At 52.3% G+C, this 12,406-nt stretch carries 16 protein-coding genes; 14 read left to right on the top strand and 2 right to left on the bottom strand.

The window, feature by feature from the left end; all coding sequences use genetic code 11:
• Positions 1–196: 196 nt before the first annotated feature.
• From hisG to tatC, 13 genes are all read left to right on the top strand, one after another.
• The gene (hisG, locus tag BLS94_RS10680; protein WP_090960756.1) at positions 197–841 is read left to right on the top strand and encodes an ATP phosphoribosyltransferase; all 645 of its coding nucleotides are present in this window, start codon (positions 197–199) and stop codon (positions 839–841) included.
• A 49-nt stretch (positions 842–890) separates the two neighbouring features.
• The gene (hisD, locus tag BLS94_RS10685; RefSeq protein WP_176767859.1) at positions 891–2,207 is read left to right on the top strand and encodes a histidinol dehydrogenase; all 1,317 of its coding nucleotides are present in this window, start codon (positions 891–893) and stop codon (positions 2,205–2,207) included.
• A gap of 79 nt (positions 2,208–2,286) precedes the next feature.
• Complete coding sequence (hisC, locus tag BLS94_RS10690) at positions 2,287–3,387, top strand: histidinol-phosphate transaminase (RefSeq protein ID WP_090960816.1); 1,101 nt, start codon at positions 2,287–2,289, stop codon at positions 3,385–3,387.
• Between the two features lie 12 nt (positions 3,388–3,399).
• Entirely contained in the window at positions 3,400–3,987 is a 588-nt protein-coding gene (gene hisB / locus BLS94_RS10695; protein WP_090960759.1) for an imidazoleglycerol-phosphate dehydratase HisB, read from the top strand.
• Positions 3,988–4,013: 26 nt separating this feature from the next.
• On the top strand, positions 4,014–4,712 hold the full coding sequence (hisH, locus tag BLS94_RS10700; protein WP_090960762.1) for an imidazole glycerol phosphate synthase subunit HisH: 699 nt from the start codon (positions 4,014–4,016) through the stop codon (positions 4,710–4,712).
• Positions 4,713–4,745: 33 nt separating this feature from the next.
• Positions 4,746–5,513 carry a 1-(5-phosphoribosyl)-5-[(5-phosphoribosylamino)methylideneamino]imidazole-4-carboxamide isomerase gene (gene hisA / locus BLS94_RS10705; RefSeq protein ID WP_090960764.1) on the top strand — a complete coding sequence of 256 codons (768 nt, stop codon included), beginning with the start codon at positions 4,746–4,748 and terminating at the stop codon, positions 5,511–5,513.
• Positions 5,514–5,741: 228 nt separating this feature from the next.
• On the top strand, positions 5,742–6,500 hold the full coding sequence (gene hisF / locus BLS94_RS10710; RefSeq protein WP_090960768.1) for an imidazole glycerol phosphate synthase subunit HisF: 759 nt from the start codon (positions 5,742–5,744) through the stop codon (positions 6,498–6,500).
• A gap of 363 nt (positions 6,501–6,863) precedes the next feature.
• Positions 6,864–7,253 (top strand): phosphoribosyl-AMP cyclohydrolase, encoded by a 390-nt coding sequence (hisI, locus tag BLS94_RS10715; RefSeq protein ID WP_090960771.1) that lies wholly within the window; start codon positions 6,864–6,866, stop codon positions 7,251–7,253.
• Positions 7,250–7,573, top strand: coding sequence for a phosphoribosyl-ATP diphosphatase (locus tag BLS94_RS10720; protein ID WP_090960774.1), 324 nt, complete (start codon positions 7,250–7,252; stop codon positions 7,571–7,573). Before hisI ends, BLS94_RS10720 begins: the two co-directional genes overlap by 4 nt.
• Before the next feature lie 5 nt (positions 7,574–7,578).
• Entirely contained in the window at positions 7,579–7,932 is a 354-nt protein-coding gene (locus BLS94_RS10725) for a histidine triad nucleotide-binding protein (protein ID WP_090960777.1), read from the top strand.
• 11 nt (positions 7,933–7,943) lie between these two features.
• Positions 7,944–8,171 carry a Sec-independent protein translocase subunit TatA gene (gene tatA, locus BLS94_RS10730; RefSeq protein WP_090960780.1) on the top strand — a complete coding sequence of 76 codons (228 nt, stop codon included), beginning with the start codon at positions 7,944–7,946 and terminating at the stop codon, positions 8,169–8,171.
• A 108-nt stretch (positions 8,172–8,279) separates the two neighbouring features.
• A complete protein-coding gene (tatB, locus tag BLS94_RS10735; protein ID WP_090960783.1) occupies positions 8,280–8,723 on the top strand; it encodes a Sec-independent protein translocase protein TatB in 444 nt (147 codons plus the stop codon).
• A gap of 203 nt (positions 8,724–8,926) precedes the next feature.
• Positions 8,927–9,724, top strand: coding sequence for a twin-arginine translocase subunit TatC (gene tatC, locus BLS94_RS10740; RefSeq protein WP_090960786.1), 798 nt, complete (start codon positions 8,927–8,929; stop codon positions 9,722–9,724).
• A gap of 268 nt (positions 9,725–9,992) precedes the next feature.
• On the opposite strand, the gene BLS94_RS10745 is transcribed toward tatC, so the two are convergent.
• Positions 9,993–11,189, bottom strand: a complete 1,197-nt coding sequence (locus BLS94_RS10745; RefSeq protein ID WP_090960790.1) for a Do family serine endopeptidase — start codon at positions 11,187–11,189, stop codon at positions 9,993–9,995.
• 55 nt (positions 11,190–11,244) lie between these two features.
• Here BLS94_RS10745 and BLS94_RS10750 point away from each other — a divergent pair, with 55 nt between their 5' ends.
• Positions 11,245–11,994 carry a Nif3-like dinuclear metal center hexameric protein gene (locus BLS94_RS10750; RefSeq protein ID WP_090960819.1) on the top strand — a complete coding sequence of 250 codons (750 nt, stop codon included), beginning with the start codon at positions 11,245–11,247 and terminating at the stop codon, positions 11,992–11,994.
• A gap of 194 nt (positions 11,995–12,188) precedes the next feature.
• Here the strand turns inward: BLS94_RS10750 and BLS94_RS15065 are convergent.
• On the bottom strand, positions 12,189–12,406 hold a 218-nt coding region (locus tag BLS94_RS15065; RefSeq protein WP_218124793.1), incomplete at its 5' end, for a hypothetical protein.

Here is a 12,406-nt window from a genome sequence, read left to right on the forward strand (position 1 = left end):
GTTGTTGGTTGTTATCGTCGGTTTTTCTGTTCTCTAAGGGACCGAAACCTTTGTATATCTCCGCATCTGTCAGCTGACTTGAATTTCACCGAAGCACCAGCCTGAATTCCTTAGGAGATTATTCGTGGTTGAATATTTTGCGGGTAACGTCGGCTTGCCACTTTTGGGTTAAAATGAGGCCTTTGCAGAATCCTCCATGACGAGCATTACGATCGCCCTTTCCAAGGGCCGCATTTTTGACGATACTGCGCCGTTGTTGAAAGCAGCCAGCATCGTCGCGCTAGATGATCCTGAAACGTCGCGTAAGCTGATCCTTGCGACCAATCGTGGTGACGTGCGGCTTATCATTGTACGAGCCTCGGATGTACCCACTTACGTGCAGTACGGCGCCGCGGATATGGGCATCGCAGGAAAGGACGTACTGCTGGAGCATGGCGGCGCAGGGCTTTATCAGCCGCTGGACTTGAATATTGCCTGCTGCCGCATGATGGTGGCGGTGCGCGATGATTTCAATTACGAAGAGGCCGTAAGCCGGCGAGCGCGAGTGCGAGTCGCAACGAAATATTTACAAACAGCACGCGAACACTTTGCCGAAAAAGGCATGCACGTGGATCTTATCAAGCTCTACGGTTCGATGGAACTCGCGCCGCTGGTAGGATTGGCGGACGCGATTGTGGATCTGGTTTCCAGCGGTGGCACGCTAAAGGCCAACCATCTGAAGGCAGTGGAAGAGATCATGCCGATTTCGGCGCGACTGGTCATCAATCAGGCAGCACTGAAATTGAAGCGGGAAGCGATACAGCCAATGCTGGAAGCTTTCTCTGCGGCAATCATCAAATGAAGCATGAATTAGCAAAAACGTCACAATCAATAAATCCACGCGCCTTCCCATGATTCAAATCAAACGGCTGTCCTCCACCGATGTCCGCTTCAACGAAGCACTAGCGGAACTGCTGGCTTTTGAAAACGCCCAGGATGCGAAGCTGGAGGCAGCCGTCGCCGACATTCTTGTTGATATCAAGAAGCGGGGTGATGAAGCCCTGCTGGAATATACGCGTCGTTTCGACAATTGGGATCCAGTTTCGGCAGCGGCACTCGAATTGCCCCGCCAACGCTTGCAACAAGCCCTGCAAGACCTGCCTGCAGATCAGCGTGAGGCCCTGGAACAAGCCGCATCGCGCGTGCGCGTTTACCACGAAAAGCAGCTGGCACAATCCTGGAGTTATATCGAACCTGACGGTACGCTCCTTGGCCAGAAAGTAACCCCGCTGGATCGTGTTGGCCTGTACGTTCCCGGCGGCAAGGCGTCTTATCCTTCCTCCGTGCTGATGAACGCAATTCCCGCCAAGGTGGCAGGCGTGGGCGAACTCGTCATGGTCGTACCGACCCCCGGTGGCGAGATAAATGATCTCGTCTTGGGTGCCGCAGCCATTTGCGAGGTTGAGCGAGTATTTACCATTGGCGGCGCTCAAGCCGTCGGCGCACTGGCTTATGGCACCTCGGCAGTGCCGCACGTTGACAAGATCGTCGGCCCCGGCAACGCGTATGTGGCAGCGGCTAAGCGCCGCGTATTCGGTATGGTAGGCATAGACATGATAGCGGGACCTTCAGAAATCCTGGTGATTTGCGACGGCAAAACAAATCCCGACTGGATTGCCATGGATCTGTTTTCACAGGCGGAGCATGATGAGCTGGCGCAAGCGATCCTGCTTTCCCCCGATGCCGATTTTATCGACGCGGTAGCGGCAAGTATTGACCGCCAACTGGAAGCGATGCCGCGCAAGGCGGTAATACGAGCTTCGCTTGAAGGCCGCGGCGCGTTGATCCAGGTACGTGATCTGGACGAAGCCTGCGCCATAGCCAACCATATCGCACCGGAGCATCTTGAGCTATCGGTTGAACAGCCGGAAAAATGGCTGGAAAAGATCAGGCATGCCGGCGCCATTTTCCTGGGCCGTTACACTTCCGAAGCGCTCGGCGATTATTGCGCTGGCCCCAATCATGTGTTGCCCACCTCTCGTACCGCACGCTTCTCATCACCGTTAGGCGTGTACGATTTTCAGAAACGTAGCAGTATTATCAAAGTGTCGGAACAGGGCGCGGCAAAATTAGGTCCGATAGCGTCCATCCTGGCTCATGGAGAGGGTTTGCAAGCCCATGCGATGTCTGCGGAATATCGGATCAGGAATGGCGTCGACGTGAAATGATTCGACGGATTCTTTCAGAGCCAAGCCATACTTTATGCCGTATCCTGCCGGCCGTAAATCGAAGCTGAGTCATATAAAAATGCCAGCATCGCCCGATCAAATCATTCGGCCCGAGATCCTCGCGCTCTCCGCTTATCACGTACCGCCTGCAAGCGGAATGGTGAAGCTGGACGCAATGGAGAATCCTTATTCTCTTCCACCCGAGTTATGCGAAGAGATTTCACGGCTCACGGCCGGCGCGCCGATCAACCGTTATCCCGATGCGAGCGCTGCTTCACTTAAAAACGCATTGCGGAAAGCGCTTTCGATCCCGCCAGGTATGGAAATCATGCTAGGTAACGGTTCGGACGAGATCATCCAGATCATCGCTTTGGCCTTCGCCAGACCTGGAGCAGTGTTGATGAGTGTCGAACCCGCCTTTGTCATGTTTCGCATGACTGCCGTGTTCGCCGGGATGAAATATGCAGGGGTGCCGTTAAATGCTGATTTTTCGCTTGATATGGACGCGATGCTTGCCGCCATTGCGCAGCACCAGCCAGCGGTAATTTTTATTGCATATCCAAATAACCCCACTGGCAACCTGTTTGACAGCGAAGCAATCTCACGTATTATTGAAGCTGCTCCTGGCGTGGTGGTCGTGGATGAGGCTTATCATGTCTTCGCCGATGCAAGCTTTATGGGCAAGCTGGCGCAATACCCCAATCTGTTATTGATGCGCACGCTTTCCAAGCTGGGGCTGGCGGGTTTAAGGCTGGGACTCCTGGCCGGAAGATCTGAATGGTTGATACAGCTTGAAAAATTGCGTTTGCCGTATAATGTAGGCGTTGTCACTCAACTGATCGCGGAAAAGGTATTGCAGCATCGTGATGTCCTGATGCAACAGGCCACAGCGATCAAAGTCGAACGCGCGTTAATGGGTGAACGGCTGGCAGCACTGAACGGTATCGAGGTTTTTCCGACGGATGCGAATTTCATTTTGTTCCGCGTGACTCGAGAGGGTGGCGGGAATGAAGCCAATCGGGTATTTCTGGGACTTAAAGAGCGCGGAATATTGATCAAAAATCTTGACGGGCACCACCCGCTATTGAAGAATTGCCTGCGCGTCACAGTGGGCAAACCCGACGAAAACATGAAATTTCTGATGGCGCTTCAGGCCTCGCTTGATAAATCCAACAATTAAATTAACCCATCCATGCGTCAGGCCCAAATTAACCGAAACACCCTGGAAACCCAAATTGACGTCAAAGTTAATCTGGATGGTACCGGGAACGTAGCGCTGGATACGGGAGTGCCATTTCTCGATCATATGCTGGACCAGGTAGCGCGTCACGGCATGATAGATATGGAGATCGCTGCTAGAGGCGATCTCCATATCGACGCCCATCATACGGTAGAGGATATCGGCATCACCCTTGGACAGGCATTCAAGCAAGCTATTGGGGACAAGAAGGGCCTGCGACGTTACGGCCACGCTTATGTGCCGCTGGACGAGGCGTTGACGCGTGTGGTGGTGGATCTCTCGGGACGCCCCGGCATGGCGTTTAATGTCAAATTTGCCCGCGCCCGCATCGGCGAGTTCGACGTGGATTTGATAAAAGAGTTTTTTCAAGGGTTTATAAATCATGCCTTGATGACGGTGCATATTGACAATCTGGCCGGCTGCAACGCGCATCATCAGGCAGAAACCATATTCAAGGCATTTGGACGTGCATTACGCGTGGCAATCGAAACCGACCCCCGCGCCTTGGATACGATTCCATCCACCAAAGGCTCCTTGTAGACGCCCTCAACCCTCATCTACCCAGCATGACTGATATTGCAATCGTTGACTACGGCATGGGTAATTTGCGCTCGGTGTCCAAAGCGCTGGAACATGTCGCGCCGACCGCCTCCATTGTCATTACCGACGATCCGGAGGTAGTGCGGAAGGCTGGGCGTGTAGTGGTTCCAGGTCAAGGTGCAATGCCCGACTGCCTGCGCGAACTGGATAAACGCGGATTGCGCAACGCGGTGCGCTATGCAGCGATGAGCAAACCTTTTCTCGGTATCTGCATCGGCCTGCAAATGCTGTGCGACAGCAGCGAAGAAGGTAACGTAGAAGGCCTCGGCATTGTGGCCGGCACTGTGCGGCGTTTTCCTTCCACGTCGGTGGCAGATAGCAGCGGGCTGCGATTCAAAGTGCCGCACATGGGCTGGAACCAGGTTCACCAGGCCATTGAACATCCCTTGTGGAAAGATATCCCCAGCGATGCACGCTTTTATTTCGTGCATAGTTATTATGTGGAAACCGCCAACCCGGAATCGACGGCAGCTACCACCAACTATCCCTTTTCTTTTACTAGCGCGGTGGCCAGGGATAATATTTTTGCCGTCCAGTTTCACCCGGAAAAAAGCCATGACGCTGGGTTGACGCTGCTGAATAATTTTGTGCGATGGGAACCGCTTCAGTTTCAGGAAGGGATAGTCAAGTCATCCACGCATGACCTCTTCCCGCTCCAAACCTAAAAACTCACCTCTACACTTAAACCTGACTCAAAAATGCTGATTATTCCTGCGATAGACCTGAAAGACGGCCAGTGCGTACGCCTGAAACAGGGCGTGATGGAAAACGCCACGGTATTTTCCGAAGATCCAGCCGCCATAGCCAGCCATTGGCTGAGCCAGGGCGCGCGCCGATTGCATCTGGTGGACCTGAACGGCGCGTTTGCCGGCAGGCCAAAAAATGAACCGGCCATACGTGATATTGTTGAGGCTATTGGTGACGAAATTCCGACACAACTCGGGGGTGGCATACGTGACCTCGAAACTATCGAGCGTTATCTCGACGATGGCATAACTTACATTATCATCGGCACCGCAGCGGTGAAGACGCCAGGATTCTTGCACGATGCCTGCAACGCTTTCCCCGGCCATATCATGGTAGGTCTGGACGCGAAGGACGGGAAGGTGGCCGTCAATGGCTGGTCCAAAGTTACTGGTCACGACGTCGTGGATCTCGCCAAAAAATTTCAGGATTATGGGGTCGAAGCGATCATTTATACCGATATCGGGCGTGACGGCATGTTAAGCGGCGTCAATGTGGAGGCCACGGTGGAACTGGCCAGGGCACTTACCATTCCCGTCATTGCCAGCGGGGGCATCGGTAATCTTGACGATGTGAAAGCGCTCTGCGACCTCGAGTTGGAAGGTATCATGGGTGCAATTACGGGACGCGCCCTGTATGAAGGCGCTCTGGATTTCAAACGGGCGCAAGCATTGGCGGATGAGCTAAGTATGAAAATATCCCGCGATAAATCTCTTTCCTGATAAAGCTCGGCCTTCATTTCGAAAAAATAGAACTGCGGTAAATTCGGCTTCAGGATTTATAAACCTCTTTTTCTTTATCTTGCTTCCTCTATGGAAGAGGTGCTGAATTCTCCGGATACCCCTGAATTCACGTTCTGGATAGATGATCTGTTAACTAAGGGTACGAAGTGGCTGAGCATCTGTTCGCGAAGCGGATGCCGGCAAATGTGCGATTTATAAAGGTATCGTATGGGTCTTGCCAAGCGTATTATTCCCTGTCTTGACGTAACAAATGGCCGTGTTGTCAAAGGCATTAATTTTGTCGGGCTTCGGGATGCGGGTGATCCTGTCGAAATATCACGTCGTTACGGTGATCAGGGAGCGGATGAGCTGACCTTCCTCGACATCACTGCCAGTTCTGATAACCGTGACTTGATTCTTCGTATCATTGAGGAAGTTGCAGCTCAGGTATTCATTCCGTTAACAGTGGGTGGCGGGGTGCGCAAGGTGGAAGATGTGCGAAGGCTGTTGAATGCGGGCGCCGATAAAGTAAGCATCAACACTTCGGCGGTACAGAATCCTCGACTGGTGGCGGATACAGCGGATCGTTACGGTTCTCAGTGCATCGTAGTGGCGATAGATGCCAAGCGGGTGGAAAACGGCTGGGAGGTATTCACTCACGGGGGACGTCAGGCGACCGGCATGGATACGGTCGAGTGGGCAAAAAAACTGCAATCGCTGGGGGCAGGCGAAATATTGCTTACCAGCATGGATAAGGATGGTACTCGCAACGGGTTTGATCTGGCACTGACTCGCGCTGTATCCGACGCGGTGGATGTACCGGTGATCGCGAGTGGCGGCGTTGGTAATTTACATCACCTGGTGGAAGGAATCGTAGAGGGCCATGCCGACGCAGTTCTGGCGGCCAGTATTTTTCACTATGGCGATTACAGTATACTTCAGGCCAAGGGGTATATGGCGGAACATGGCATTGAGGTACGGCTTTAGTAGTAGAATACGGTCCGTTCACATGATGCGACGACGCCGCAGCGGGTCAGGGATGGGATGCCCCAAAAGATAAGGAGTGGCGAATACGAGAATGATCGCTATTCTACTTTCCTTTATGGAGCGAGGAAAACCCGATACACCAGATTCCGAAAATCCTTCATTCCACCCGATCTGCAGAAGCAGGCGCTCACTTGTTTATCTATTATCCCCGGTGCGCCGTCAAATCAGGCGGTCTTTATCGCATCTTTCCGAGCATCCATTAATGCCAGTCAAGCTGAAACCCGGAATCAGCTCTTTGCCACCAAGCGCTCCATTTAACCTATATTTAAAGCGTTCCGAATAACCTGATCCTAAAGCATACCCATGTCCGACATTTGGCTCAACAAGATAAACTGGTCCGACGACGGACTCGTGCAAGTCGTTACGCAGGAAGCCGACAGCAAGGCGGTGCTGATGGTCGCCTGGATGAATCGCGAAGCATTGAAGCTTACTGTGCAAACCGGCGAGGCACATTATTGGTCGCGCTCTCGCAGGAAGCTCTGGCATAAAGGCGAGGAATCAGGGCACGTTCAGAAAGTAAAAGAAATCCGGCTGGATTGCGATGAGGACGTTCTGTTGCTGACAGTGGAACAAGTTGACGGCATCGCTTGTCATACCGGCAGACATAATTGTTTTTTCAATAAACTTGAAAACGGCCAATGGGCAGTGGCAGCGCCAGTAATCAAGAGCCCGGAAGAAATATACAAAAAATGACCGATCCAGCTATTCTTTACCGGCTGACTGAAGTTATTGAAGGCCGTAAAAATGCCGATCCTGAAACTTCGTACGTCGCAAAGTTGCTGTATGAGGGGCAGGACAAGATTCTGAGGAAAATTGCGGAAGAGTCGGCGGAAGTCTTGCTGGCCTCCAAAGAGCAGGACAAATCGCATGTAATACGAGAGGTCGCAGACCTGTGGTTTCACTGCCTGGTGCTGTTAGCCCACCACAACGTGGGGCCCGACGATGTGCTGAACGAGCTCCGCCGCAGGGAAGGAGTTTCGGGGCTGGATGAAAAAGCAGCGCGGAAGGTGTGATAAAAATGGACAGCTGTGTTTTCTGTAAAATCGTGCGGGGAGAAATTCCCAGTGAAAAAATCTATGAAGATGCTGACGTTTTTGCTTTTCACGATATTCACCCCGCAGCACCGATACACTTCATGTTGATACCCAAGCTACACATAGGTTCACTTGACGAAGTCGAAGATAAGCACCGCAGTTTGCTGGGCGAGATGATGGTACTGATACCCAGGCTGGCGAGGGAGCAAGGCTGCACGGACGGCTTTCGTACCATTATCAACACCGGACGCGTTGGTGGGCAGGAGGTTCATCACCTGCATATTCATATCGTAGGCGGCAGCGAGCGTTTGCCGGCTATGATTCATCATCCGAGATAAAGGAGTAAATGATGGGATCATTCAGCATTTGGCATTGGCTGATCGTTCTGCTGATTGTTGTTCTGGTATTTGGGACCAAGAAGCTCCGCAATATCGGCAGTGATCTGGGCGGTGCAGTGAAAGGCTTCAAGGAAGGCGTAAAAACGGCTGATGAAGAGGAGCTATCTTCTGTGCCTCATCAAACCGGTGCCCGGACCATCGAGGCGGAAGCCAGGGAAAAGGCGCAGTCAAAATCCTGAGGCCAGTGAGCAAAGGTAAAAAATCCAGCTAATGGGATGCATCGCTCGCGCATGGCGGAAATAGCATCTCATAGCCGCTCACTACGCACCGGTAAATTCCTATAAAAAATGTTCGATATCAGCTTCACGGAAATTCTCGTTATAGCAGTCGTGGGGCTGGTCGTTATTGGTCCTGAACGGCTTCCCAAGGTGGCGCGTACGCTAGGGCATCTGTTCGGGCGGGCGCAACGTTACGCCAATGATGTCAAGAATGACATCCAGCGAGAAATGGAACTGGAAGAACTCAAAAAATGGAAAGCTTCCGTGGAGGGAGCTGCTCGTTCCATCGAAGACTCGGTACAAAAAGAAATGACGCAGTTCCAGGACGTGATGGAAACGGAAGCAGAACCAAAACCAAAACCTTCCACGACCGCTTCCGCATCTTCTCCCAAGGCCACGGAGGAAGATACTCCAGCATCGTTCCCTTCCCCCACTCCAGTCAGCACCGCTACGCCATCAGTCAAAGCGGAATCAAGTCACGACGCAGCCGGACCAGAAGTACATCGCGAGTAGTTTAGCGCCGGAGAACATATACTCGCTGACACGAATCGGTATCTACCGGTTCAATTCTTTTGGCCCCGCTCACAATAATCCTAAATCCGGCAGTTGACCGCTTATTTTCCGGTTTAACGCTATAATCGAAAAGCATTTTTTATCCCGTGATCTTCACCTTTTTGGTGGGCTCGCTATAGGGGCCAACTGCCGGATTTAGGATAATGAGTACCGACGAAACATTCATTTCCCACCTTGTGGAACTTCGTGCCAGCCTGCTACGGGCATTCGGCGGGCTCCTGCTTGGTTTTATCCCCTGCGCTTACTACGCCCGCGAACTCTATTCATTGCTGGCACAACCTCTGCTGGACAAACTTCCACAGGGGGGCCAGATGATTGCAACCGAAGTGGTGACGCCTTTTTTCGTGCCGATGAAAGTTGCCATGATGGCTGCTTTTATCATTACTTTGCCACACACGCTCTATCAAATATGGGCGTTTGTCGCGCCCGGGTTGTATTCCCACGAAAAACGCCTTGTCCTGCCGCTCGTCTTCACCAGCAGCCTCCTGTTCATATGCGGCATGGGGTTTGCTTATTTTGCCGCTCTTCCCCTGGTATTCGAATTCATCACCCAATTCGCGCCAGAGGGCGTGGCGGTCATGACTGATATCGGCAGGTATCTCGATTTTGTGCTGACCATGTTCATTGCCTTCGGCATCACCTTTGAAGTACCGATATTGGTCGTGATACTCGTTCGCGCGGGCATTGTCTCAGTCGAAAAACTAAAGGCAATACGTCGTTATGTTCTAGTTGGTGCATTCGTCATCGGCGCCATATTCACCCCCCCCGATGTGGTTTCACAGTTCATGCTCGCCGTGCCGCTTTATTTACTCTACGAATTAGGCATACTGGTGGCAGGGCTCGTTACCCAACCGGCGAAGCTATTAGCTCACCGACCGTCAAACGACATGCATACGGAGCAGGAACTGGAAGAGGCTGAAACGAGGAAAAGAAACGACTAAGGAATCTCTAGGAATCTCTGGGCGATCGCAAATTTCGTCAGCCGACCGGGTAAGTCCAGCTGCAACATTCCGCACCGCTATTTGCGCCATGGGAGGCACCTCGCTGCCGTTTTGCGTTAAAGGTAGCGTGATTTGCCTACCCCCGAATATTTTGGGCAACCTTAAAGTTTCCGGGGGCGGCAGCATTTACCGGGTGATGTATGTTGCCAAATTCGAGGAAGCGTACGGATTTTGCAATTGACTTCTTATACGTTACATAACTGAGCTTTTAGTCTATTGCATCCGGGTCTTGATACTGGTCTTGAGGCGCAGGCATGGGTCGCTTGCCCACATTGATCTGGATGGATTTCTCCGTCTGATTGCGCATCACGGTAATGTTGGCTGCTTCTCCAGGCAACAATGCGGCGATCAGATTGAGCATCACGGATGAATCAACCACCGGGCTTCCCTTCACCGCCACAATAATATCCCCTGGCTTTACACCGGCCCGATCTGCGGGTCCACCCTTGAGCACTCCCGCGATCAAGGCGCCGTTGGTGTTGGGGCGCTTGAACGACTCAGCCAGTTCCGCGGTCAAGTCTTGCACTTCCACTCCAATCCAGCCGCGCGTTACGCCACCCGTCTGGATAATCTGCTCCATTATTTGTTTGGCCACGCTGGTTGTAATGGCAAAGCCGATACCGAGCGATCCACCGGTACGAGACACAATCGCCGTATTGATACCGATCAGGTTGCCGGAAACGTCAACTAGGGCACCTCCTGAATTGCCGGGGTTGATGGCGGCATCAGTCTGAATGAAATTTTCAAAGGTATTGATGCCCATATGTGTCCGCCCCAGCGCGCTGATGATCCCCATCGTAACCGTCTGTCCCACACCGAAGGGGTTTCCGATTGCAAGCACGATATCGCCGACCCGGGCATTATCGGAATGCCCGAAGGTCATTGTCGGAAGCGCTTCCATATCCACTCTTACAACCGCAAGGTCGGTTTCCGGATCTGAACCGATTACGCGTGCCTTGGCCTTCCTGCCGTCGGCCAGCGCAACCTCGATTTCATCCGCCGCTTCTATCACATGGTGATTGGTAAGAATATAGCCTTCGGAACTGACAATTACCCCGGACCCGAGACTCGACGCACGCCGGCTCTGCGGCGATTCGAAACGATCGCCAAAGAAACGCCGGAACATAGGATCCTCCATCAGGGGATGGGAGGATATCTTCACCTCTTTACTGGTAAAAACGTTGACCACCGATGGCATGGCCTTTTGCGCTGCAGCGCTGAAGCTGGCGGGCAGGGGCGCATTGGGGTGCGCCGTGTCGGAAACCGCTTCTTTTATAGTTACCACGGCACCGCCGCCCCCCCGCGATTGCCAGGGCAACAGCTCGGGCCTTAAAGTGGAAACGACAAACAATGCGGCAAGGACTATCGTTACCGTTTGTGCGAAAATCAGCCAGAGCTTGTGCATTTGGGATTTAGGTTTCGAGATTTAGTATGATTTTTATAAAGACCAGACGAATATGATGCGATTGGATAAGCTCGAAATCTATTTGAACCAACTCCTGAACATTGCCCATTTCCGTGATTATTGCCCAAATGGGCTGCAAGTGGAAGGCCGAAGTGAGGTGCGTCATCTGGTTAGTGGTGTAACCGCCTCGTTGGATTTCATTCAAGCTGCTATAGAAGCAGGCGCAGACGCGCTGCTCGTACATCACGGTTATTTCTGGCGCGGTGAGGACCCATGCCTTGTTGGCAGGAAGCACCGCCGTATCGCGCGGTTGATTGCGCACGACATCGGACTTCTCTCCTATCATTTGCCGCTGGACGCTCACCCGGAGCTGGGCAATAACGCTCAACTGGCCCATAGGTTAGGTCTCGTTGAAACCAGCCGTTTTGGCGATCAAGATATTGCCATGCACGGAACGCTTTTGCCGGGCGTGTCGAACGTGAAGGAACTGCGCATGAATATCGAACGCGTCCTACGGCGCGAACCTTTGGTAATCGGCGAGGATTTGAAGACGGTGACACGCATAGCCTGGTGTACCGGCGGCGCTCAAGATTATTTCGACGAGGCTATCCGTCTGGGCGTAGATGCGTTTATCACCGGCGAAATTTCAGAGCAAACCGTTCATGAAGCCCGCGAGTCCGGCGTTGCTTTTATTGCGGCCGGGCACCATGCCACCGAGCGATACGGGGTACAGGCATTGGGCGATCATATCGCGCAGAAATTTGGTATCACTCATCAATTCATAGATATCGACAGTCCAGTATGAAAAAACCAAAAATGTTTATCCTTATTTTTCTGACTGTGTATCGCTCGATACTTCCTCATCAAAGCCTGGGTATACCCGCTACCGGAAACACATAAAAGCAACTACTCTGCCAGTGGCTTTATCTGGCTGCTGAAGCGGTATCAGTGGTACCAGAAAGAGTCATAGTACTGGTGCTACACGTTTATATAAACCAGCTATAAAGTACGGTCATAATAAATTTCAAAAATCACGCGAGTCATGTCCTTATCTATAAGGAGCGCCCATCGAGCGGCTCCATGGCATTGATCTCCCGCAGTGACATCGCCTGATCGCACTTTGATCATGGTTTCAAGTCTGGATATTGAACACAACAAATCAACACGGAGTAAAGGAGAGAACAAATGGTTGTCAAACCTTGGCTGAAGCTGGTCAC

The organism is Nitrosospira sp. Nsp18 (genome assembly GCF_900103145.1).
GTDB lineage: Bacteria > Pseudomonadota > Gammaproteobacteria > Burkholderiales > Nitrosomonadaceae > Nitrosospira.